Origin of the sequence: Massilia hydrophila (assembly GCF_020208145.1) — a bacterium.
In the GTDB taxonomy this organism is placed as follows: Bacteria; Pseudomonadota; Gammaproteobacteria; order Burkholderiales; family Burkholderiaceae_D; genus Telluria; species Telluria hydrophila.
The window spans coordinates 111007-131895 of the sequence record NZ_JAHYBX010000005.1; the positions used below are offsets into that span (position 1 = coordinate 111007).

General features: G+C 66.4%; 23 protein-coding genes. 17 read left to right on the forward strand and 6 right to left on the reverse strand.

Going from position 1 to position 20889, the window contains the following annotated elements:
* Window positions 1-329 precede the first annotated feature (329 nt).
* Both LE190_RS13880 and LE190_RS13885 read left to right on the forward strand, forming a co-directional pair.
* Complete coding sequence (locus LE190_RS13880) at window positions 330-752, forward strand: hypothetical protein (protein ID WP_225239256.1); 423 nt, start codon at window positions 330-332, stop codon at window positions 750-752.
* A gap of 128 nt (window positions 753-880) precedes the next feature.
* The gene (locus LE190_RS13885; protein ID WP_225239257.1) at window positions 881-1198 is read left to right on the forward strand and encodes a hypothetical protein; all 318 of its coding nucleotides are present in this window, start codon (window positions 881-883) and stop codon (window positions 1196-1198) included.
* A 214-nt stretch (window positions 1199-1412) separates the two neighbouring features.
* Here the strand turns inward: LE190_RS13885 and LE190_RS13890 are convergent, their stop codons facing one another.
* Window positions 1413-2354 (reverse strand): hydrogen peroxide-inducible genes activator, encoded by a 942-nt coding sequence (locus tag LE190_RS13890; RefSeq protein ID WP_224946171.1) that lies wholly within the window; start codon window positions 2352-2354, stop codon window positions 1413-1415.
* Window positions 2355-2539: 185 nt separating this feature from the next.
* On the opposite strand from LE190_RS13890, the gene LE190_RS13895 reads away from it, so the two are divergent.
* The 8 genes from LE190_RS13895 (at window position 2540) to LE190_RS13930 (ending at window position 11131) form a co-directional block, all read left to right on the forward strand.
* A complete protein-coding gene (locus tag LE190_RS13895) occupies window positions 2540-3721 on the forward strand; it encodes a PilT/PilU family type 4a pilus ATPase (protein WP_225239258.1) in 1182 nt (393 codons plus the stop codon).
* Window positions 3722-3742: 21 nt separating this feature from the next.
* Window positions 3743-4216 (forward strand): adenylyltransferase/cytidyltransferase family protein, encoded by a 474-nt coding sequence (locus LE190_RS13900; RefSeq protein WP_225239259.1) that lies wholly within the window; start codon window positions 3743-3745, stop codon window positions 4214-4216.
* A gap of 30 nt (window positions 4217-4246) precedes the next feature.
* Window positions 4247-5107, forward strand: coding sequence for a metallophosphoesterase (locus tag LE190_RS13905; protein WP_225239260.1), 861 nt, complete (start codon window positions 4247-4249; stop codon window positions 5105-5107).
* Between the two features lie 75 nt (window positions 5108-5182).
* On the forward strand, window positions 5183-5845 hold the full coding sequence (locus tag LE190_RS13910) for a response regulator transcription factor (RefSeq protein WP_225239261.1): 663 nt from the start codon (window positions 5183-5185) through the stop codon (window positions 5843-5845).
* Complete coding sequence (locus LE190_RS13915) at window positions 5838-7202, forward strand: ATP-binding protein (protein WP_225239262.1); 1365 nt, start codon at window positions 5838-5840, stop codon at window positions 7200-7202. The genes LE190_RS13910 and LE190_RS13915 overlap by 8 nt, the downstream gene beginning before the upstream one ends.
* A gap of 73 nt (window positions 7203-7275) precedes the next feature.
* A complete protein-coding gene (locus LE190_RS13920) occupies window positions 7276-7686 on the forward strand; it encodes a YgiW/YdeI family stress tolerance OB fold protein (protein WP_225239263.1) in 411 nt (136 codons plus the stop codon).
* A gap of 69 nt (window positions 7687-7755) precedes the next feature.
* Entirely contained in the window at window positions 7756-9873 is a 2118-nt protein-coding gene (locus tag LE190_RS13925) for a prolyl oligopeptidase family serine peptidase (RefSeq protein ID WP_225239264.1), read from the forward strand.
* Between the two features lie 298 nt (window positions 9874-10171).
* Window positions 10172-11131: a fasciclin domain-containing protein gene (locus LE190_RS13930; RefSeq protein WP_225239265.1), complete on the forward strand. Its 960-nt coding sequence runs from the start codon at window positions 10172-10174 to the stop codon at window positions 11129-11131.
* Window positions 11132-11209: 78 nt separating this feature from the next.
* Here the strand turns inward: LE190_RS13930 and LE190_RS13935 are convergent, their stop codons facing one another.
* The 4 genes from LE190_RS13935 to LE190_RS13950 form a co-directional block, all read right to left on the reverse strand.
* Window positions 11210-11911 (reverse strand): potassium channel family protein, encoded by a 702-nt coding sequence (locus LE190_RS13935; protein ID WP_225239266.1) that lies wholly within the window; start codon window positions 11909-11911, stop codon window positions 11210-11212.
* A complete protein-coding gene (locus LE190_RS13940; RefSeq protein ID WP_225239267.1) occupies window positions 11901-13229 on the reverse strand; it encodes a TrkH family potassium uptake protein in 1329 nt (442 codons plus the stop codon). The genes LE190_RS13935 and LE190_RS13940 overlap by 11 nt, the downstream gene beginning before the upstream one ends.
* Before the next feature lie 129 nt (window positions 13230-13358).
* Window positions 13359-13829 carry a tRNA (uridine(34)/cytosine(34)/5-carboxymethylaminomethyluridine(34)-2'-O)-methyltransferase TrmL gene (trmL, locus tag LE190_RS13945; RefSeq protein ID WP_225239268.1) on the reverse strand — a complete coding sequence of 157 codons (471 nt, stop codon included), beginning with the start codon at window positions 13827-13829 and terminating at the stop codon, window positions 13359-13361.
* 17 nt (window positions 13830-13846) lie between these two features.
* Window positions 13847-14635, reverse strand: a complete 789-nt coding sequence (locus tag LE190_RS13950) for a ComF family protein (RefSeq protein ID WP_225239269.1) — start codon at window positions 14633-14635, stop codon at window positions 13847-13849.
* A 97-nt stretch (window positions 14636-14732) separates the two neighbouring features.
* Between LE190_RS13950 and LE190_RS13955 the strand changes: the two genes are divergently transcribed.
* The 7 genes from LE190_RS13955 (at window position 14733) to LE190_RS13985 (ending at window position 20637) form a co-directional block, all read left to right on the forward strand.
* The gene (locus tag LE190_RS13955) at window positions 14733-15623 is read left to right on the forward strand and encodes a methyltransferase domain-containing protein (RefSeq protein ID WP_225239270.1); all 891 of its coding nucleotides are present in this window, start codon (window positions 14733-14735) and stop codon (window positions 15621-15623) included.
* A 336-nt stretch (window positions 15624-15959) separates the two neighbouring features.
* A complete protein-coding gene (coxB, locus tag LE190_RS13960) occupies window positions 15960-17147 on the forward strand; it encodes a cytochrome c oxidase subunit II (protein ID WP_439847492.1) in 1188 nt (395 codons plus the stop codon).
* 29 nt (window positions 17148-17176) lie between these two features.
* Window positions 17177-18781 (forward strand): cytochrome c oxidase subunit I, encoded by a 1605-nt coding sequence (gene ctaD / locus LE190_RS13965; RefSeq protein WP_224946155.1) that lies wholly within the window; start codon window positions 17177-17179, stop codon window positions 18779-18781.
* 3 nt (window positions 18782-18784) lie between these two features.
* Window positions 18785-18895, forward strand: a complete 111-nt coding sequence (locus tag LE190_RS13970; protein WP_225239272.1) for a cytochrome oxidase small assembly protein — start codon at window positions 18785-18787, stop codon at window positions 18893-18895.
* Window position 18896: 1 nt separating this feature from the next.
* Complete coding sequence (locus LE190_RS13975; protein ID WP_225239273.1) at window positions 18897-19475, forward strand: cytochrome c oxidase assembly protein; 579 nt, start codon at window positions 18897-18899, stop codon at window positions 19473-19475.
* Window positions 19475-19696 (forward strand): DUF2970 domain-containing protein, encoded by a 222-nt coding sequence (locus LE190_RS13980; protein WP_225239274.1) that lies wholly within the window; start codon window positions 19475-19477, stop codon window positions 19694-19696. Before LE190_RS13975 ends, LE190_RS13980 begins: the two co-directional genes overlap by 1 nt.
* A gap of 83 nt (window positions 19697-19779) precedes the next feature.
* Window positions 19780-20637, forward strand: coding sequence for a cytochrome c oxidase subunit 3 (locus tag LE190_RS13985; protein ID WP_225239275.1), 858 nt, complete (start codon window positions 19780-19782; stop codon window positions 20635-20637).
* Between the two features lie 45 nt (window positions 20638-20682).
* On the opposite strand, the gene LE190_RS13990 is transcribed toward LE190_RS13985, so the two are convergent.
* Window positions 20683-20883, reverse strand: coding sequence for a twin transmembrane helix small protein (locus LE190_RS13990; RefSeq protein WP_225239276.1), 201 nt, complete (start codon window positions 20881-20883; stop codon window positions 20683-20685).
* Window positions 20884-20889: the final 6 nt, after the last annotated feature.

A 20889-nucleotide genomic window follows, 5' to 3' on the forward strand; every position in this document is an offset into this window, starting at 1 on the left:
CCAACCAGAATGCCTGTTACGGTGAGTATGGCCGCTTGCGCCACCGCGTCGATATTGGAGTAAACAGTGTAGCCGGCTGGTCCGCCACCTGATGAGAAGCCGCTAGCTGCTCAAGGTTCGGTATGGGTCGGTTCCTTCCCGTCATGACAATCTGAGATATTTCCCGCCCTGGCGACCTGCTATGCTGGGCTAAACGAGCGGCTTCGGCCAGAAGCGGTCGTTTGTCGGTGATAAAGCGAGCCTATGTTCCAAGTCTTGCTTCGTACCAGTGCTGATAATTTTTGTTAATACCTTGGCGTAAAAAACATTAATCAGAAAAGGGGCCTCTCGTGAAATTGACGCGCTTCAAAACCGTCTTGGGTGTGCTCGCTGGCTTCGCGGCGGGATTCTTTGCCTCCAATTTGCCGTCCGCCATAGCCGCTTTGAATACCGCTCCCAAAGAGCTGTCGAGCAAGGCGTTCGAGGTAGCTGTTTTTGAGGTTAAACAGAAGCTCACTCCAGGTAAATTCCTGGAAACAGAGTTCTCGGGTAGCTACACACAAACCGTTACCATGTCGGATGGCAAGCAGCGTCGAATTGAGCTGACTCCCATGCTGCACAAAGGCATGCAAGTCGTCCGACTGCAGGACTCGGGTCATACATCGTACATGGGTCTGAACGGTACGACGCTAAATGGAACATTACTGGTGCAGCTGCGGGACAAGGAAGCAACGGAAGCTTCTCTGAAAGCCGAAGGATGGCCAGGCCAATAGAAGTCTATTTCGGGTCGATTGCTAGCTACACTGAGCGGCAGCAACTAGTCAGAAGCGGTTGTTTGAAGAGTGATCATACTGCTAGCAAGATTCCAGTTGCAAGGCCGGCTTGTAAAGGTAAGCAAGACATGATCAAGCACCTGGGTCTCCTCGTTTTAGGTCCGGTAATTGCCGCGTGCACAAGTGCATCGATGAGTCCGGTGCAAAACCGCCCGGACATGCTCTTGAAGGCGAGCGAGTTCCGGGTAGCGCTGCCAAAGTATGAGGTGCCGCCTGCTGCTGCTTGGGACAATTTTCAGCACAGAGCGACCATCGTGTGGGCATGCCGACAGGTGAACTCTGGAGAATTTGTGGCTGACAAGTTTTGTCGGAATAAAGTGATGAACGACCATCAATGGCCAGGAATGGACGTGCCGGAGAACTACCGCGGCCTGGTGATCTACTGAACCTTGATGGCAGCCTTGGGTCGACAGCAGGCGTACACAGCCGTGATTCGGTAGCCATGACGTCGGTCTATCGCGCATCCTCTAGTCTGGCAACAACGCTTCCACAGGGTCGCATCCAGTATGAGTGACCAGCATCCGTCGCGCCTAACTTTCACTCGCCTGCACGCCCATCGATTGGCGCTCGCTCAAGAAGCCTGGCCAGACCTCGCGAATGTCAGGCCGCGGCCTCCAGCGTCACCATCTCCACCCCCGGCAGCCGGCATTCGCCCACCGCCTGCGCCACCGCGTCGATCGCCGCGCGCCGGGTAAAACTCTTGCGCCAGACGATCACCACCCGGCGCGAGGGCGCCGGCGCGGCGAACGGGACGTAGGTCAGCAGGCCATTGGGGTCGTGCATGTCGGCCACTGAGGCGCGCGGCAGCACGGTCAGGCCGATGCCGCTGGCCACCATGTGGCGGATGGTCTCGAGCGAGGAGCCCTCGAAGGTGCGCTGCATGCCGTTGCCGGGGGAAGAGTAGCGCGCCATCTCCGGGCATACTTCCAGCACCTGGTCGCGGAAGCAGTGGCCGGCGCCCAGCAGCAGCATGGTTTCAAGCTTCAGGTCGTCGGCCGGGATTTCCCTGCGTCCAGCCCAGGGATGCGAGCGCGGCATGGCCACCACGAAGGGTTCGTCGTACAGGGTCTGGGTCGACATGCCATGTTCCGGCAGCGGCAGCGCCACGATGGCGGCGTCGAGTTCGCCCTGGCGCAGCAGTTCCAGCAGTTTGTGGGTGTAGTTCTCCTGCAGCACCAGCGGCATCTGCGGCACGGTGTCGATCAGGCGTTTCACCAGCGGAGGAAGAAGATAAGGACCAATCGTGTAGATCACGCCCAGGCGCAGGGGGCCGGCGAGCGGGTCCTTGTTCTGCTTGGCCAGTTCCTTGATGGCGGCGGTCTGCTCCAGCACGCGCTCGGCCTGGGCCACGATCTGGGCGCCCAGCGGGGTCACGGAGACTTCCGATCCGCCCCGCTCGAACAGGGTCACCCCGAGCTCGTCCTCGAGTTTCCGGATCGCGACGGAAAGGGTAGGCTGGGCAACGAAGCAGGCTTCCGCCGCATGCCCGAAGTGCCTGGCGCGCGCGACGGCGACGATGTATTTCAGCTCGGTCAGTGTCATAGGGTCTCTAGTACAGGATGCACGGCTGTTCTACCGCCATCCTGACACATTGTTGGCTTTTCGTCAGCCAGGATTTGTCTTGCCATGCCAGATTGCGGGTGTCACGATCAGCCTGGCGGTTAGCCTGAATGTTAGCCTATATAATTGCCATGCAGGATTTTCGCCTGCGTCCTTGCGAGGTAGCCATGTCGTCCACCTTCGGTCCGGAGCAAGCCCAGGCCTATATCCACAAGTTGTTGACGGTCATGCACCAGCAGGGCGGCTCCGACCTGTTCATTTCCAGCGATTTCCCGCCCAGCATGAAGCACCAGGGGGCCATGAAGCCCCTGAGCCAGCAGCGCCTGAGCGGCGAGGTCACGCGCGCCCTGGCCCTGTCCCTGATGAACGAGCGCCAGCGTCTTGAATTCGAGGCCGAGATGGAGTGCAACTTCGCGATCTCGCTGCCCGGCGTGTGCCGCTTCCGCGTCAACGTCTTCGTACAGCAGCAGAGCGTGGGCATGGTGGTGCGCACCATCGCCTCCGAGATCCCGAGCTTCGACAAGCTCGACCTGCCCGAGGTGCTGAAGGACGTGGTGATGACCAAGCGTGGCCTGGTGCTGGTGGTCGGCGGCACCGGTTCCGGCAAGTCCACCACGCTGGCGGCCATGATCGACTACCGCAACAGCAACTCGCACGGCCACATCATCACGGTCGAAGACCCGGTCGAGTACGTCCACAAGAACAAGAACTGCCTGGTCACGCACCGCGAGGTCGGGGTCGACACCCATTCCTGGCACAACGCCCTGAAGAACACGCTGCGCCAGGCGCCGGACGTGATCCTGATCGGCGAAATCCGCGACACCGAGACCATGGAACACGCAATCGCCTTCGCCGAGACCGGCCACCTGTGCCTGGGCACCCTGCATGCCAACAATGCCAACCAGACCCTGGACCGCATCATCAACTTCTTCCCCGAAGAACGGCGCAACCAGCTGCTGATGGACCTGTCGTCGAACCTGCGCGCGGTGGTCTCGCAGCGCCTGGTGCGCCTCGAGGACGGCAAGGGCCGCAAGGCGGCCATCGAGATCCTGCTGAACACCCCAACCATCGGCGAGATGATCCTGAAGGGGAACTTCCAGAACATCAAGGAAATCATGCACAAGTCGCGCGAACTCGGCATGTGCACCTTCGACCAGGCCCTGTACGAGCTGTATAACCGCGGCCATATCGGCTACGACGAAGCGATCCGCAATGCCGATTCGGCCAACGGCCTGCGCCTGCAGATCAAGCTCTCCGGCGAGCGCCAGGGGCCGGACGGCGCGGGCAAGGCGCCCGCGCTGTCGATGGCGATCGAAGAAGAAGCGCAGGACGACAGTCCTGCCACCTGAACCAGCCTATCCAATACAACCATGCCCGCATTCGAAAACAAGATCTGCACCCGCGCCGAACTGGCCGCGCGCATCGCCCTGCTGCCCAAGCCCGTGGTCCTGACCAACGGGGTGTTCGACATCCTGCACCGCGGCCACGTGACCTACCTGGCGCAGGCGCGCGAACTGGGCGCCTCGCTGGTGGTGGCGGCCAATACCGACGCTTCCGTGAAGCGCCTCGGCAAGGGCGACGAGCGTCCGCTGAATACCCTGGCCGACCGGATGGCGGTGCTGGCCGCGCTGGAGTCGGTCAGCCTGGTGGTGGACTTCGACGAGGACACCGCCCTCGAAGTGGTGCTCGAAAGCCGCCCGGAGATCTATGCCAAGGGCGGCGACTACGACATGACCCGCATCCCGGAAGGGCAGGCGGTGCTGGCCTACGGCGGGCGGGCGGTCGCGATCGACTTCCAGCACGACCGCTCGACCAGCAAGCTGGTGGCACGGATCCGCGGCTAGGGCATCTTCGGCCAACAACAGGAGAACGGCATGCTGATCGCACAAGTCACCGACCTGCACCTGCATGCCGATCCGGGCCATCCGAACCTGGCGCGCTTCAATCGCGTGCTCGCGCACCTGTGCGCCATGCATCCGCCCCCGGACCTCTTGGTGCTGAGCGGCGACCTGGCCGACGACGGACACATCGACAGCTACCGCCAGCTCGCGCAGGCGCTGGCGGCCTGGCCGGGGCCGGTGCGCTTCGCGCTCGGCAACCACGACCGCCGCGCGCCTTTCCGCGCCGTGTTCGGCGACAGCCATTTCACGGAAGGCTACGTACAAGGCGTCGCCGATGCGGGCGGACTGCGCGTGCTGCTGCTCGACAGCGTCGAGGAAGGCCGCCATGGCGGCGCCTTCTGCGCCGAGCGCGCCGAGTGGCTGCGCCGGACGCTGGCGGCCGGGGGAGCGACGCCGGCGCTGGTCGTCCTGCACCATCCGCCGGTCGATGTCGGCCTGCCCTGGATCGATCCGGGGCCGGGCCAGCCCTGGATAGGCCGCCTCGACGCGGCCCTGCAGGGGGCCAGCGTGGCCGGCATCTGCACCGGCCACGTGCATCTGGCGGGCGTATTCCCCTGGCACGGGCGGCTGGTCGTGACCTGTCCCTCGTCGTCCTCCGACCTGAGCCTGTCGTTCGCGCCGATGGCGGCCGCGCAGCCGGATGGGCGGGCGCTGGTGGAGCAGGGCGAGCCGGCCTTCGCCCTGCACCGCTGGCAGGACGGCGGCCTGGCCACCGTGTTCGGCCGCGTGCCGCAGCGCGTGCTGGCGCACTGGGATGCGGGCACCCGCCAGATGGTGGCCGACATGCTGGGTGAAGCGGACGACAAGGGTGATACCGGGACGGCGCGCGCCTGACGCGCGGCGCGGCCATGTGGCGCGGCCCTGCCCATCCATGGCATGATGGCGCATCCCGCCTGCTGAGGAATCCGGATGCGCATCCTGCTGGCCGAAGACGACGCCTCGCTCGGCGACACCATCCAGTCCTGGCTGCGCCTGGACGGCCACGCGGTGGACTGGGTGAGGCGCGGCGACGCCGCGCGCAGCGCGCTGGCCACCCACCACTACGACTGCGTGCTGCTCGACCGCGGCCTGCCGGGCCTGTCCGGCGACGCGCTGCTGGCCGGCCTGCGCGCTGGCGGCAGCAGGGTGCCGGTGCTGATGATCACCGCCTTCAACGCGCTGGCCGACCGGGTCGAGGGCCTGGACCTGGGCGCCGACGACTACCTGGTCAAGCCCTTCGAGCTGGAAGAGATGTCGGCCCGCATCCGCGCCGCCGTGCGACGCGGCGCCAGCCAGGCCAGCAACCGGCTCGCGCACGGCGGCATCGCGCTCGACCTCGAGACGCGCCAGGCCAGCCTGGACGGCCAGCCGGTGGCGCTCACCGCGCGCGAGTACCACGTGCTGCTGGCCCTGCTGCAGCGCCGCAGGAGCATCGTGACCCGCGCCCAGATCGAGGAAAGCCTGTACGGCTGGGGCGAGGAGGTCGAGAGCAATGCCATCGAGGTCTACATCCACAACCTGCGCAAGAAGTTCGGCAGCGACAGCATCGTCACCGTGCGCGGTCTTGGCTACCGCCTGAAGCCTGATGCCTAGCGCGGCCTGGTCGCTGCGGCGGCGCCTGCTGGCCGCGATCCTGGGCGCCAGCGCCGTGCTGTGGCTGGCCAGCCTGGGCACGCTCACCGCGATCGCCTGGCAGGAGACCGGCGAGGTGTTCGACGATGCGCTCGAAGAGTCGGCCTACATGCTGCTGGCGGCCGGCGGCGAGCTCGATGCGCGCGGCCTGCTGGCGCCGCTGCCGCCGCCCGCGCAGGACAGGGTGCGCCGGGTCGACATGCAGTACCAGCTGGTGGAGGCGGGCCGGGTGGTCCAGCGCAGCGCGGATGCGCCGGCGCGGCCCTTCGTGGCCGGCTTCGGCGACGACCACGGTTTCGCCGACCTGCGCCTGGACGGCGAGCGCTGGCGCGTATTCGTGGTGCGCGATGCGGCGCGCGGCTTCGAGGTGCAGGTGGGCCAGCGCGCCGCCAAGCGCCTCGACATCCTGGAAGAACTGGCCGAGGCCCTGTGGCTGCCGGTGCTCGGCTTCCTGCTGCTGCTGGCGCTGGTGTGCTGGTGGCTCACCGGGCGCGTGCTGGCGCCGCTGCGCCGCACCGCCGCCGCGCTCGCGGCCCAGACCCCGGACGACCTGGCCCCGGTGGCCACCGATGGCCAGCCGCGCGAACTGCTGCCCATCGTCGGCGCCCTGAACGGCGTGCTGGCGCGCCTGGACGCCGCGCTGCAGGCCGAGCGGCGCTTCACGGCCGATGCCGCCCACGAGCTGCGCACGCCGCTGGCCGGCCTGCACATGCACGTGCAGCTGCTGCAGCGCCAGCACCCGGCGCTGGCGGCATCCTTCGGCAGGTTGCGCCAGGACGTCGGGCGCCTGGCGGCGCTGGTCGACAGCCTGCTGACCCTGGCCCGGCTCGACCCCCTGGCCCGGGCCCAGCTGGCCAGCGGGGAGCTCGCCCTGGCGCCCCTGTTTGCCGAGTTGGCCGCGGAATTCGCCGACGAGGCGGCGCGGCGCGGTATCGTGCTCGATGCCGCCCTCGCGCCGCAGGGCACGCCCGCGACGGTGCGCGGCGATGCGCAGATGCTGGGCATCGCGCTGCGCAACCTGGTCGGCAATGCGCTGCGCTACTGCCCGGCCGGGAGCCGGGTCGAACTACGCGCCGGTACGCGGGCGGGCAAGGCGTGGATCAGCGTATGCGACGACGGGCCGGGCGTGGACGCGGCCAGCATGGCGCGCCTGACTGAACGATTCTTTCGCGTGTTGGGGCAGGAGGAGGGCGGCAGCGGGCTCGGCCTGTCGATCGTGCGCCGCATCGCCGAGCTGCACGGCATCGCCCTGCGCTTCGGTCCCGGCCTGGGCGGACGCGGGCTGGGGGTGACGCTGGACTGGCAGGGCGCGCCTTAAGATCGGTTTAATGTGCGGCCGGATAATGCCCTGTGTCGCGGCGCACGCCGCTCATCACATTCAAGGAGCGCACATGAAACGCATTTTCCAGGCTTCCCTCGTCACCGCCGTCCTGGCCGCATCGGCCTTCGCCATCGCCCAGCCGACCGGGTATGCCGGTCCCTCGGCCAAGCCTTCACCTGGCGCGGGGCGCTATGCCGGCCCGTCCAGCGTGCCGCTGGTGACGGTCAAGCACCTGCTCGACAAGGGCAAGGACGACCAGGTCGCGCGCCTGCAGGGCAAGCTGCTCAGCCACAAGGGCGGCGAGGACTACGAGTTCGCCGACGCCAGCGGCAAGATCACGGTGGAGATCGACGCCAAACACTTCCCGGCCGGGGTCACGATCGACCACAACACCGTGGTCGAACTGACCGGCGAGTTCGACAAGGAACTCGTGGGCGAATCGGGCTTCGAGGTCGAGCAGCTGAAGGTGGTCGGCAAGTAAGGCAAAAAACCGCGGCAGGGCGTGGGATCCGTGGCAATATTGCAAGACAATAACTCGGAGGAGAATCCCATGCCTGTCCTGTTCCGCCTGTTCGGCGCCGCCACGCTGGCGCTGGCTGCCAGCGCCGCCACCGCCGGCCCGCCGGTCGCCCGCGTCGAGCCGGTGACCGACACCCACTTCGGCGAGAAAGTGGTGGACCGCTACCGCTGGATGGAAAACGACAAGGATCCAGACTGGCTGCCCTTCCTGAAGAACCAGAACGCCTACACCCGCTCGGTGCTCGACGCCCTGCCGCAGCGCGCCGAACTGCTGGCGCGCGTCCAGCAGCTGTCGGGCGACGTCACCGCCGTGAGCCGCATCGAACGCGCCGGCGGCAAGACCTTCTACCAGCAGCGCCCGGCCGGCAGCAACAATTTCAAGCTGTTCGTGCAAGACCAGGGCAAGACCCGCCTGCTGGTCGACCCGACCACCCTGGACAGCGCCACCAGCCACTATTCGCTGGACTGGTGGAGCGCCTCGCCGGACGGCAGCAAGCTGGCCTACGGCCTGTCGAAGGATGGCAGCGAGGATTCGGTGCTGCACATCATGGACGTGGCCAGCGGCGCCATCCTGCCGGAACGCATCGCCAACACCCAGAGCGCCAGCCCGAGCTGGCTGGCGGACAGTACCGGGTTCTTCTACAACCAGCTCACCGGCAAGGTCAACACGCCGGAACGCTTCCTCGATGCGCGCGCCCGTTTCCACCGCATCGGCGACGACCCGTCCAGGGACCGCGTCATCATGGCGCGCGGCCAGGACCGGGCCGTCAAGTACGACAAGATCCAGATGCCCTTCGTGTTCACCACGCCCCATTCGCGCCATGCGCTGCTGATGCTGGGCGACGTGCGCCAGGAGTACCGGATCCTGGTCGCGCCGCTGCAGGACGTGCTCAAGGGCAGGGCGCGCTGGACCGCGGTGGCCGACTTCGCCGACGAAGTGACGGGCGCCGAGCTGCAGGGCGACGAGCTGTACCTGCTGTCGAACCGCGGCCATCCGCGCGGGCGCATCGTCAAGGTCAGCGCCCAGTCGCCGTCCGTGAGGAACGCGCGCGAGGTGGTGGCGGAATCCGGCCTGGTGCTGCAGAGCATGGCGCGGGCCCGCGACGGGCTCTACCTGCGCGCCATGGACGGCGGCGTCGGCCGCGTGTTGCGCCTGGAGGCGAATGGCAAGCTGACCCGCATCGCCTTGCCGTTCGATGGCACGGTTCCGGCGCTGGCGACCGACCCGGAGGCGCCGGGCGCGCTGATGCTGCTGTCCGGCTGGCTGACCCCGACCGCGGTCTGGAGCATCGATGCCGGCGGCAGGGTCGCCGACACCGGCCTGACGCCGAAGCCGGCGATCGACACCAGCCCCTACACCACCGAGCGCCGCTTCGCCGTGGCCAGGGATGGCACGAAGATTCCGTACAGCCTGGTGTATAAGAAGGGACTGAAGAAGGACGGCCGCAACCCGGCCTTCATCTCGGCCTACGGCAGCTACGGCGCCGCGGCCTATACCCCGGCCTTCGTCGGGCGTTCGCTGGCCCTGATCGACCAGGGCGCCATCGTCGGCTTCGCCAACGTGCGCGGCGGCGGCGAATACGGCCGCGACTGGCACCGCGCCGGCCAGCTGGAAAACAAGCCGAACACCTGGCGCGACCTGATCGCCGTGGTCGAGGACATGCACAAGCAGGGCTACAGCGCCCCGGCCCATACCGCCATCGGCGGACGCTCGGCAGGCGGCATCCCGACCGGCATGGCGCTGGCCGAGCGGCCGGACCTGTTCGCGGCCGTGGTATCGGGGGTGGGCTGGCACAATCCGCTGCGCTACGTGGCGGAGCAGAACAGCTTTGCCGAGGAACCGGAATGGGGCGCGATCCGCGACCAGGCCGGCTTCCGGGCCTTGAAGAGCATCGACAGCTACCAGGCGGTGAAGGACGGCGGCAAGTATCCGGCCGTGCTGCTCACCACCGGCGTGACCGATCCGCGCGTGGCGCCCTTCCATCCGGCCAAGATGGCGGCGCGCCTGCAGGCCGCCAGTGCCAGCGGCAAGCCGGTGCTGCTGCGGGTCGATTTCGACGCGGGCCACGGCATGGGTTCGACCCGCGCCCAGCAGGACCAGGAGGCGGCCGATACCTATGCCTTCATCCTGGCGCAGACCCGGCCGTAGAGTGGGTGGCTCCACCTGGCGGCCCGCGCTGCAGGGTGGAGCCGCCCACCCTGGGCTCGGCAGCGCCCGCCGTATGTCCCTTCCCTGACCCGGTTTTTCACGGGAGCGCCATTCGTGCGCCCCGGCTGCGGATTTATAGTCGATCACGTTGGAATTGTTGCCGTCATGGCGGTTTTTCCTGCCATCTCCGGCACCCGTTTTCCTTGAGCGCTCCTGTGGAATTGAACCGATCCAAGCGGTTCATTGCCTCCGCTTGCGCGCGCCGTGAACCGATGTTAAACCGATGCGGAGAACTTTCATGAAGATCCGGAATTTCCTGAAAATGGGCCTGGCGGTGCTGGCCCTGTCCACCACCCTGGCCGGCTGTGGCGGCGACGACGACGACATGCCGCCGATGCCGGCGCAGAAGAACCTGGCCGAAGTCGCCAGCGAACAGGGCTTTACTGCGCTGCAGGCGGCGGTGACCAAGGCCGGCATCGCCGGCACGCTCACCGATCCGAACGCCCAGCTGACCGTGTTCGCGCCGACCAACCAGGCCTTCAACGACCTGGCCGTGCGGCTCGGCTTCGCCGACGCCAACGCGATGGTGACGGCGCTGCCGGCCAGCGCGCTGCAGAGCATCCTCACCTACCACGTGGTGAGCGGGCGCAAGCTGGCGGCCGACCTGAGCACGGGCGGCGCGACCCAGCCCACCGCCTACAGCTTCGCGGGCGCGCCGGCGCGCCTGAACTTCGACTTCAGCAGCGGCGTGAAGATCACCGACGCCGCCCTCACCACCGCCACCGTGAGCACCGCCAACGTCGCCGCCAGCAATGGCGTGATCCACGTGGTCGACAAGGTGCTGGTGCCGCCCGGCGTGCTGAACGTGGTGCAGATGGCGCAGGCCAATCCGCAGTTCAGCTCCCTGGTGAGCGCGGTGGTCGCCGCCAACCTGCAGGGCACGCTGAGCGGCGCCGGTCCGTTCACGGTGTTCGCGCCGACCAATGCCGCCTTCGCCGCGGCGCCGCAGGGCCTCACCCCGGCCCAGCTGCGCACCGTGCTGACCTACCACGTGGTGAGTGGCCAGGTGCTGTCGACCCAGATCCCGTTCGGCAGCCCGGTGGCGACCGTGGCCGGCCAGAACATCGTGATCAATGCCGGCACCCCGCCGACCATCCGCGATACCACCGCGACCGCGGCCCGCATCACGGCCGTTGACGTTCGCGCCAGCAATGGCGTGATCCACGTGGTCGACAAGGTCCTGATCCCGGCACTGTAAGTCGGCAAGAAACAAGGGCCAGGCACGCGCGGGCGGGCCTGGCCGTTTTTCGTTGTTTCGTTGTTTCGTTCGGGCGCGCTACTTGCGCTTGCGCCCGCCCGCAGCGAACAGCTCGATTTTCTTGGTGGGGCCGGAGACGATCAGCAGGTCGGCCGGCAGAATATGGGTTTCCGGCTGCGCGTGCTGGAAGTCCTGGTTGGCGCGCTTCACGCCCACCACCGTCACGCCATGGCGCGAGCGCACCTGCGATTCGGCCAGGGCCTGGTGGTGGGTCTCGGCCGGGGCGTGGATCTTGGCGATCGCGAAGCCATCCTCGAACTCGATGAAGTCCACCATGCGCCCCGTGATCAGGTGCGCCACCCGCGCGCCCATGTCGGCTTCCGGGAAGATCACGTGGTGGGCGCCGATGCGCTGTGCGATCTGGCCGTGTTCCGGCGTCTGTGCCTTGACCCAGATGTCCTTGATGCCCAGCTCGGTCAGCACCATCAGCGTCATCAGGCTGGCGGCCAGGTCGGAACCGATCGCCACGATCGCATGCGAGAAATCGGCCACGCCCAGCTGCAGCATGGTGCTCTCGTTGGTGGAATCGGCCTGCACCGCATGGGTCAGGCGGTCGCCCCAGAACTGCACCAGGTCTTCCCGCTGGTCGATGCCCATCACGTCGTGGCCCAGGCGCATCAGGGATTGGGCGACGGCGCCGCCGAAACGCCCGAGGCCGATGACGACCACGCTGTCGCTCGCCGAGAAGGCGAACTGCTCTGTAAAAATCCTACCCAACAATTGGATGCTCCTCCGGATAACGATAAGGCATGCGCCGCTCGCCCAGCACGAGCGAGGTGGCGAGCGTGATGGTGCCAACCCGGCCGATGAACATCAGCACCGCCAGCAGCAGCTGGCCGGCGGCCGGCAGCTCGGCGGTGATGCCGGTCGACAGTCCCGTGCTGCCGAAGGCGGCGATCACCTCGAAGATCACCTGGTCGGTCGGGAAATGGGTCAGGCGCAGCAGGATCACGGTGCCGAAAGCCACGATCAGGCTGCCCAGGACCAGCACCGTGATCGCCTGGCGCTGGGCCGATGCGCCGACCCGGCGCCCGAAGGCCTCGGTATCGGTATGGCCCTTCGCTTCGGCGATCACCAGGAGGGCGAGGATGGCGATGGTGCCGACCTTGACCCCGCCCGCGGTGCCACCGCTGCCGCCGCCGATGAACATCAGGATATAGTGCACGGCCCAGGTCTCGGGCGTGAGCGCGCCGATGTCGACCGTGTGGAAGCCGGCGGTGCGCGCCGAGACCGACATGAACATGCCGTTCAATAGTTTCCCGAACAGCGACAATGGGCCCAGGGAATGCGGATTATTCCATTCCAGTGCAACAATCGCGATGAAACCGCCCAGCAGCAGGATCAATGAGCCGGTCAGGGTCAGCTTGGTGTGCAGCGACCAGTGGCGCGGGTCGCGCCAGCGGTAGCGCAGGTCGTGCAGCACCGGGAAGCCGATGCCGCCGATGACGATGGCCAGCATGACCGGCACCAGCACCAGGGCGTCGCCCGCATAGCGCACCATCCCGTCGGCATGGGTCGAGAAACCCGCGTTGTTGAAGGACGAGGCGGCGTGGAACAGGCCGTTCCAGGCGGCCGCGCGCCAGTCCATGCCGTGGCCCCAGTGCAGCCGCAGCGTGAGCACCGCGAACAGCAGCAGCTGGCACAGCACGGCGACCTTGAACACGATCTTCGCCACGCTGCTGATGTCGCCCAGGCCCAGCAGGCGTGTCTCGGTCTGCGTCATCATGCGGGTGCGCAGGCGCGGCGAGCGGTTGACCATCAGGCCGAGCAGGGTGGCGGCCGTCATCAGGCCGAAGCCGCCCAGCTGGAACAGGAACATGATCACGGCCTGGCCGAAGCCGGACCAGTAACTGCCTGTATCCACGATCGCCATGCCGGTCACGCACACCGCCGACACCGAGGTGAACAGGGCAACGGTGAGCGGCGCCGGCACCCCGGCGCTGCGCGCGGCCGGCAGCATCAGCAGGAACACGCCGGCCATGATGGCGGCCAGGAAGCCGAGCGCCACCGCCCGTGCCGGATGGATCAGTGTCTTCATGCGTGCAGCAGGGCGGTGCCGGTTCGTGGGTGCATAGGGTCGCGTGCGTGGCTTTTCCGGAACCCTACCACAGTGGCTGCCGGTATTGCGCGGCGCAAGCGCGCCGGGGCCGGGGCCGGGGCCGGAGCATCAGGCGCCGCCGGCGTAGCCGTTCTGGCGCCAGGCCTCGTAGACCACGACCGCCACCGTGTTGGACAGGTTCAGGCTGCGGTTGTCCGGCATCATCGGCAGGCGGATGCGCTGGGCCGGCGGGAAGCTTTCGCGCAGCGCCGGGTCCAGGCCACGCGACTCGGCGCCGAACACGAACACGTCGCCCGGCCGGAAGCCCGCCTGGGCGAACGGCGCGGAGCCGTGGGTGGTGAGCGCGAACATGCGCGCCGGATCGGGGCGGGCGTCCGCCAGGAAGGCATCCCAGTCCTTGTGCACCTTCATGGTGGCGTAGTCGTGGTAGTCCAGGCCGGCACGCCGCATCTTGGCGTCGTCGAGCGGGAAGCCGAGCGGCTCGACCAGGTGCAGCTGCACCCCGGTGTTGGCGCACAGGCGGATGACGTTGCCGGTATTCGGCGGGATTTCCGGTTCGACCAGGACGACGTGGAACAAGCTGTTCTCCTTCGGGTTCAGTGGGGCGGCGTGCGCGCGAACACCAGGTTCGTCACGCGCGCCGCGCCGGCGCGCTTGAGCACGCCGGCCAGTTCATCGAGTGTGTGGCCGCTGCTCATGACGTCGTCGACCAGGCCGACGTGCCGTCCCGCCAGCGCGTCCGGGCTGCCCGCGAGGGCAAAGGCGCCGCGCACGTTGTGGCGCCGTTCGCCGGGTGCCATGCCGGACTGGGCCGCCGTATCCTGCGGCCGCGCCAGCAGCCGCGGCGCCAGCGCGATTCCCAGCGCCCGTGCCAGCGGCCGCGCGATCTCGAGCGCCTGGTTGTAGCCGCGCTCGACCAGGCGGCGCGGCCCCAGCGGCACCGGGCACAGCAGGTCTGGCAGGGCCAGGCCGGGGCGGGCCAGCAGCGCATCGTGCAGGCGGCGCGCCATCCAGGGCGCCAGCGCCAGGCGCGCGCCGAACTTCAGCTGCAGCACCAGGCGGTCGACCGGGTCGGCATAATCGCAGGCGGCCACGGTGGCGTCAAATGCGGGCGGCGCGGCCAGGCAAGCCCCGCAGCGGCGTGCGTCCTCGCGCGCGCCGAGCGCATTCACGCCGAGCGGATTCACGCCGAGCGGATTCGCGCAGCAGGGGCAGCGGCTGCGACCGTCCAGCGCATACGCCGCGGTACAGGGCGTGCACACGGCCGCGTCGCCCAGCGCGCCGCACAGCACGCAGCTGCAGGGGAGCAGGGCGCCGAGCCAGGCGCGCGGCCAGCGCAGTTGCGACCGCTGCGACAGGTGAGGCAGGTGGAACGGCAGGGACATCGGCTCGGCTCCGGGCAAGTTCGGCGCAAGCATGTACACTGCCGCCATTATCTCATTTGTCAGCCCGACCACCATGGCTTCACCACAACCTTCCCGGATGAGCGCACCGATCGACCCGGCGCGCGTCCAGGCCCTGTTTGCCCAACCCGCCCGCATCGCGCCTTCCGACTTCCTGCGCCGCGAGATCGCCGCCCGCATGCACGAGCGCCTGCAACTGGTGAAAATCGTCCCGAAACAGGTGCTCGACGCCGGCTGCGGCGCCGGGGCCGACCTGGCCCTGCTGCAGAAAACCTATCCTGCCGCCCAGATCCTGGGCATCGACGCCGTGCCCGCGATGGCATCCGCCGCGCGGGCGCCGGCGCCGGCCACCCGCTCGCTGAACCAGATGCTCAGCCGCCTGCTGCCGGCCAAGGCCGGCGTCGACCTGTTGTGCGGCGACTTCGGCAATCTGCCCTTCGGACCGAACGCGCTCGACCTGCTGTGGTCGAACCTGGCGCTGCACTGGCACCCCCAGCCCGACCGGGTATTCGCCGAGTGGCGCCGCGTGCTGCGGGTCGACGGCCTGCTGATGTTTTCCTGTTTCGGTCCGGACACCTTCGCCGAGCTGCGCACCGCCTTCGCCGCGCTCGACGAGGGCCCGCATACCTTGCCCTTCGTCGACATGCACGACTTCGGCGACCAGCTGGTGGAGGCCGGTTTTTCGACCCCGGTGATGGACATGGAGCGCATCACGGTCACCTACGATAGCGCGGCCAGCCTGCTGGCCGACGTACGCGCCCTGGGCGGCAATCCGCTGGCCACGCGCCGCCGCGGCCTGGTCGGACGGGCCGCCTGGCAGCGCGTGCTGGACGCCTTCGAGACCCAGCGCCGCCCCGACGGCAAGCTCGGCCTGAGCTTCGAAGTCATCTATGGCCATGCCTTCCGTCCGGCGCCACGCACGACAGCGGCAGGGGAGGCGATCGTGCGTTTCCAGCCCCGCAAGCCTTAATAACTTGCGGCAACAATGGCGCCCGATTTTCCTTGAATAAAAATTACTGATTTGTTTATAATCAGTGGCTATTTTTGTCGCCTGCACGAGAAAAACGCTGAAAAAAGCAGCAGTCCAGGCGCAAAAATAGAATTGAATTGCAGCATTAGCAGAGCCGTCCGCAGCCGGTAGCATCGCGCTACCTCAGTGGACGTGCAGGTTCCCCACCGTTTCCGCAGCGCAATTTCGCGGTACTGGTATGAACCGTTCTGCGAATTATGTTTCGGAGCGGCGGCAGTTCGTTCATGGAGCGGCCGACCGTTAAAAATATTTTTATTTTGGGTGGTTGGGGACAACATGACATACGCATCGCGACTTGGGGCCTGGATGTTCGGCCTCGCAGCAACGGCCGGCATCCCGGCATGGGCGGCTCCGGAAATCACGGGCCGGCCGGTCGAACACCAGTTGAACATGCAGACCCCGGTCAACGCCCTCGGCGCTGACATCTACGGCCTGCACAACGGCATGATGCTGGTTTGCCTGGCGATCTTCATCGGCGTATTCGGCGTCATGTTCTATTCGGTGTTCAAGCACCGCAAGTCGCTCGGCCACAAGGCCGCCACCTTCCACGAATCCACCGCGGTCGAGATCGCGTGGACCATCGTTCCCTTCCTGATCGTCATCATCATGGCCTTCCCGGCCACCAAGGCCGTGATCGCGCTGAAGGACACCTCGAACGCCGACATCACCATCAAGGCCACCGGCATGCAGTGGAAATGGGGCTACGACTACTTGACCGGCGAAGGCGAGGGCATTTCCTTCCTGTCGAACCTGTCGACCCCGCGCGCCCAGATCGGCCTGCCGGGCCAGGAAGCCACCGAGAAGAAGACCGAGAACTACCTGATGGAAGTCGACAACGAGATGGTGGTCCCGGTCGGCAAGAAGATCCGCATGGTGTTCACCGCCAACGACGTGATCCACGCCTGGACCATCCCCGCCTTCGCCATCAAGCAGGACGCCATCCCCGGCTTCGTGCGCGACGGCTGGTTCACGGCCAACAAGGTCGGCGTCTACCGCGGCAACTGCGTCGAACTGTGCGGCAAGGACCACGCCTTCATGCCGATCGTGGTGCGCGTCGTCACCGATGCCGAATACACCGCCTGGGTCGACACGAAGAAGAAGGAAATGGCCGCCCTGGCCGACGACCCGAACAAGGTCTGGACCATCGATGAACTGAAGACCCGCGGCGAGCAGGTGTACGCCGCCAACTGCGTCGCCTGCCACCAGGCCAATGGCAAGGGCATTCCGAACGCCTTCGCTCCGCTGGACGGCTCGCAGGTGGTGCTGGGCGCCAAGGCGCACCAGGTCGAGGTGCTGCTCAACGGCCAGGACACCCCGGTCTACCCGTCGGCCATGCCGGGCTGGAAGCAGTTGTCGGATACCGAGATCGCCGCCGTGATCACCTATACCCGCAATACCTGGTCGAACAAGGCCGCGGAAAACATCGTGCAACCGGCAGAAGTGCTGGCCGCGCGCAGCAAGTGATATAGCTATCTAGCTTCAGGGAAATCGCCATGACTACCAGTACCATTGATCACGCACACGACGGCCACGACCACGCTCACGATCACGCGCACGACCATCCGCACGGCTACCGCCGCTGGCTGTTCGCCACCAACCACAAGGACATCGGTACCCTGTACCTGTGGTTCTCGTTCATCATGCTGCTCTCGGGCGGCGTGCTGGCACTGATGATCCGTACCGAGCTGTACCAGCCGGGCCTGCAGTTCTTCCGTCCCGAGTTCTTCAACCAGCTGACCACCATGCACGGCCTGGTGATGGTGTTCGGCGCGATCATGCCGGCCTTCGTGGGCTTCGCCAACTGGATGATCCCGCTGCAGGTGGGCGCTTCCGACATGGCCTTCGCCCGCATGAACAACTTCTCGTTCTGGCTGCTGCCGCCGGCGGCGATCCTGCTGGCAGGCTCGTTCTTCTCGCCGGGCGGCGCCACCGCCGCTGGCTGGACGCTGTATGCGCCGCTGTCGACCCAGATGGGCCCGGGCATGGACATGGCGATCTTCGCCATGCACATCATGGGCGCCTCGTCGATCATGGGTTCCATTAACATCATCGTCACCATCCTGAACATGCGCGCTCCCGGCATGACCCTGATGAAGATGCCGATGTTCTGCTGGACCTGGCTGATCACCGCCTTCCTGCTGATCGCCGTGATGCCGGTGCTGGCGGGCGCGATCACCATGACCCTGACCGACCGCCACTTCGGCACCTCGTTCTTCAACGCGGCCGGCGGCGGCGACCCGGTGATGTACCAGCACATCTTCTGGTTCTTCGGCCACCCCGAGGTCTACATCATGATCCTGCCGGCCTTCGGCATTGTCTCGCAGATCATCCCGGCCTTTGCCCGCAAACCGCTGTTCGGCTACGCCTCGATGGTGTACGCGACGGCGTCGATCGCGATCCTGTCCTTCATCGTCTGGGCCCACCACATGTTCACCACCGGCATGCCGGTGACCGCGCAGCTGTTCTTCATGTACGCCACCATGCTGATCTCGGTGCCGACTGGCGTGAAGGTGTTCAACTGGGTCGCCACCATGTGGAAGGGCTCGATGACGTTTGAAACCCCGATGCTGTTCGCGGTCGGCTTCATCTTTGTCTTCACCATGGGCGGCTTCACCGGCCTGATCCTGGCGGTGACCCCGATCGACATCATCGTCCACGACACCTATTATGTCGTCGCGCACTTCCACTACGTGCTGGTGGCGGGTTCGCTGTTCGCGCTGTTCGCGGGCTTCTACTACTGGGCGCCGAAGTGGACCGGCCACATGTATCCGGAATTCCGCGGCAAGGTCCACTTCTGGGCCTCGCTCATCACCTTCAACATCACCTTCTTCCCGATGCACTTCCTGGGCCTGGCCGGCATGCCGCGCCGCTATGCGGACTATGCCACCCAGTTCACCGACTTCAACATGATCGTGTCGATCGGCGCCTTCGGCTTCGGCCTGACCCAGGCTTACTTCCTGTTCTTCGTGATCCTGCCGACCATCCGTGGCGGCAAGAAGGCGGAAGCCAAGCCTTGGGAAGGCGCGGAAGGCCTGGAGTGGACCGTGCCGAGCCCGGCGCCTTTCCACACCTTCGAAACCCCGCCGCTGGTGAAATAAATCATGGCTACCCAGGCACAGAAGAAGAGCAACCTGAAGACGGCCCTGGTGCTGGGCGGGATCGCGCTGCTGTTCTTCGCCAGCGTGTTCGTCAAGTTCACCTGGCTGAGCTGAGATGGGCTCGATCAGCCAGCGTGTTCGCCGCCTGAACCGCTCCACCCTGGGCAAGCTGGTGGTGGTGGCGGTCGTGATGTTCGGCTTCGGCTATGCGCTGGTGCCGGTGTACCGCCAGATCTGCGAGGTACTCGGCATCAACGTGCTGACCCAGAAGGGCGACTTCGTCGCCGCGCCCGTGAACTCGCAGGTCGACAAGACGCGCAGCATCGTCGTCGAGCTCGATGGCAATTCGCAGGGGCCGTGGCGCTTCCGGCCAACCCAGCGCAGCATCACCGTGCATCCGGGCGAGCTGGTCACAGTCACCTATGAAGTGGTCAACAAGCAGGGCAGGGCGATCAAGGCGCAGGCCATCCCGAGCTATGCGCCGCAGGTGGTGACGCCGCACTTCAAGAAGGTGGAATGCTTCTGCTTCCAGGAGCAGACCCTGCAGGCCAACGAGGCGCGCCAGATGCCGGTGGTGTTCTTCATCGACCCGGCGCTGCCACGCGAGGTGAAGAACATCACGCTCTCGTACACCTTCTTCGAGATCGGCGGGGCGGTGCAGACCGCGGCGGCCGGCGCAGGGAAGGTACAGTAATGGCGGACCAACCGCAGCAGCAGGTGCACAAGCGGCCGCCCAGCTTCCTGGCCACGATGAAGGCCGTGTTCTGGTCCTTCTTCGGCGTGCGCAAGCGCCGCGACTACGAACAGGACGCGGCCAACCTGAACCCGGTGCACGTGATCATCGCCGGCCTGCTCGGGGCGGCCCTGTTCATCGGCCTGTTGCTGCTGGTCGTGCGCTTCGCGGTGGCGCAGTAAGCCGGCAGGCGGCCAACGCGTTAACAAGTTTCAGCGACACACGAATCACCCAAAAATTCAAAGAGTAGATTGAGGAGATGAAAATGAGTTCGCCACATACCGCGCCCTATTATTTCGTGCCGGGCCCATCGCGCTGGCCGATGTTCGCCGGCCTTTCGCTGCTCGTGACCATGGCCGGCGCTTCGGGCTGGGTCAATAGCGCCCCCTGGGGCCCGGCCGTATGCCTGGCCGGCATCGCCGCCACCCTGCTGGTGCTGTATTTCTGGTTCGGCGACGCCATCGGCGAATCCGAGTCGGGCATGTACGGCAAGCGGATCGATGTTTCCTATCGCTGGTCGATGAGCTGGTTCATCTTCTCGGAAGTGATGTTCTTCGGCGCCTTCTTCGGCGCGCTGTTCTACGCCCGCGCGGTGAGCATGCCCTGGCTGGCCGACCTCGACCACAAGATCCTGTGGCCGGACTTCGCACCGACCTGGGGCAACACCGGGCCGGCCGGCGTGGTGGACAGCTTCCAGACCATGGGCCCGTTCCCGATCCCGACCATCAACACCGCGCTGCTGCTGATGTCGGGCGTGACCCTCACCATCTCGCACCACGCGCTGCGCCTCGGCCAGCGCGGCAAGACCGCCTTCTGGCTGGCCGCCACCATCCTGCTGGGCGCGGTCTTCATGGGCTTCCAGGTGTACGAGTACATGCACGCCTACCAGGAACTGAACCTGAAGCTGACCTCGGGGATCTACGGCTCGACCTTCTTCATGCTGACCGGTTTCCACGGCTTCCACGTGACCATGGGCGCGATCATGCTGTCGGTGGTACTGTATCGCGTGCTCAAGGGCCACTTCACGGCGGACAACCACTTCGGCTTCGAAGGCGCGGCCTGGTACTGGCACTTCGTCGACGTCGTGTGGCTGGGGCTGTACGTGGTCGTGTACTGGCTGTAAGCAGGGTGGCGGGGAATCTGGTGCAGTGAACCCGATCCCCGTCCCTCAGCGGATACCGGTGGGGGCGATCCACCCCATCTTGTAGGCGGCCAGCAGGCACAGGAACAGGGTGATCGACAGGCCGACCCGCATCGCCAGCGCATGCACGGTCCGGTTGCTTTGGCCCTTGTCGCGCATCAGGAAGAACAGGGCCGAGGCCAGGCTGGCCAGGATCAGGATGAAGGCAATCGCAACAAACAGTTTCATGGTCGG

Excerpts from the sequence above, each read along its gene's own strand:
- LE190_RS13885 (WP_225239257.1), top strand. The coding sequence starts at position 881 with ATGATCAAGCACCTGGGTCTCCTCGTTTTAGGTCCGGTAATTGCCGCG.
- LE190_RS13890 (WP_224946171.1), bottom strand. The coding sequence starts at position 2,354 with ATGACACTGACCGAGCTGAAATACATCGTCGCCGTCGCGCGCGCCAGG.
- LE190_RS13895 (WP_225239258.1), top strand. The coding sequence starts at position 2,540 with ATGTCGTCCACCTTCGGTCCGGAGCAAGCCCAGGCCTATATCCACAAG.
- LE190_RS13900 (WP_225239259.1), top strand. The coding sequence starts at position 3,743 with ATGCCCGCATTCGAAAACAAGATCTGCACCCGCGCCGAACTGGCCGCG.
- LE190_RS13905 (WP_225239260.1), top strand. The coding sequence starts at position 4,247 with ATGCTGATCGCACAAGTCACCGACCTGCACCTGCATGCCGATCCGGGC.
- LE190_RS13910 (WP_225239261.1), top strand. The coding sequence starts at position 5,183 with ATGCGCATCCTGCTGGCCGAAGACGACGCCTCGCTCGGCGACACCATC.
- LE190_RS13915 (WP_225239262.1), top strand. The coding sequence starts at position 5,838 with ATGCCTAGCGCGGCCTGGTCGCTGCGGCGGCGCCTGCTGGCCGCGATC.
- LE190_RS13920 (WP_225239263.1), top strand. The coding sequence starts at position 7,276 with ATGAAACGCATTTTCCAGGCTTCCCTCGTCACCGCCGTCCTGGCCGCA.
- LE190_RS13925 (WP_225239264.1), top strand. The coding sequence starts at position 7,756 with ATGCCTGTCCTGTTCCGCCTGTTCGGCGCCGCCACGCTGGCGCTGGCT.
- LE190_RS13930 (WP_225239265.1), top strand. The coding sequence starts at position 10,172 with ATGAAGATCCGGAATTTCCTGAAAATGGGCCTGGCGGTGCTGGCCCTG.
- LE190_RS13940 (WP_225239267.1), bottom strand. The coding sequence starts at position 13,229 with ATGAAGACACTGATCCATCCGGCACGGGCGGTGGCGCTCGGCTTCCTG.
- LE190_RS13950 (WP_225239269.1), bottom strand. The coding sequence starts at position 14,635 with ATGTCCCTGCCGTTCCACCTGCCTCACCTGTCGCAGCGGTCGCAACTG.
- LE190_RS13955 (WP_225239270.1), top strand. The coding sequence starts at position 14,733 with ATGAGCGCACCGATCGACCCGGCGCGCGTCCAGGCCCTGTTTGCCCAA.
- coxB (WP_439847492.1), top strand. The coding sequence starts at position 15,960 with ATGACATACGCATCGCGACTTGGGGCCTGGATGTTCGGCCTCGCAGCA.
- ctaD (WP_224946155.1), top strand. The coding sequence starts at position 17,177 with ATGACTACCAGTACCATTGATCACGCACACGACGGCCACGACCACGCT.
- LE190_RS13970 (WP_225239272.1), top strand. The coding sequence starts at position 18,785 with ATGGCTACCCAGGCACAGAAGAAGAGCAACCTGAAGACGGCCCTGGTG.
- LE190_RS13975 (WP_225239273.1), top strand. The coding sequence starts at position 18,897 with ATGGGCTCGATCAGCCAGCGTGTTCGCCGCCTGAACCGCTCCACCCTG.
- LE190_RS13980 (WP_225239274.1), top strand. The coding sequence starts at position 19,475 with ATGGCGGACCAACCGCAGCAGCAGGTGCACAAGCGGCCGCCCAGCTTC.
- LE190_RS13985 (WP_225239275.1), top strand. The coding sequence starts at position 19,780 with ATGAGTTCGCCACATACCGCGCCCTATTATTTCGTGCCGGGCCCATCG.
- LE190_RS13990 (WP_225239276.1), bottom strand. The coding sequence starts at position 20,883 with ATGAAACTGTTTGTTGCGATTGCCTTCATCCTGATCCTGGCCAGCCTG.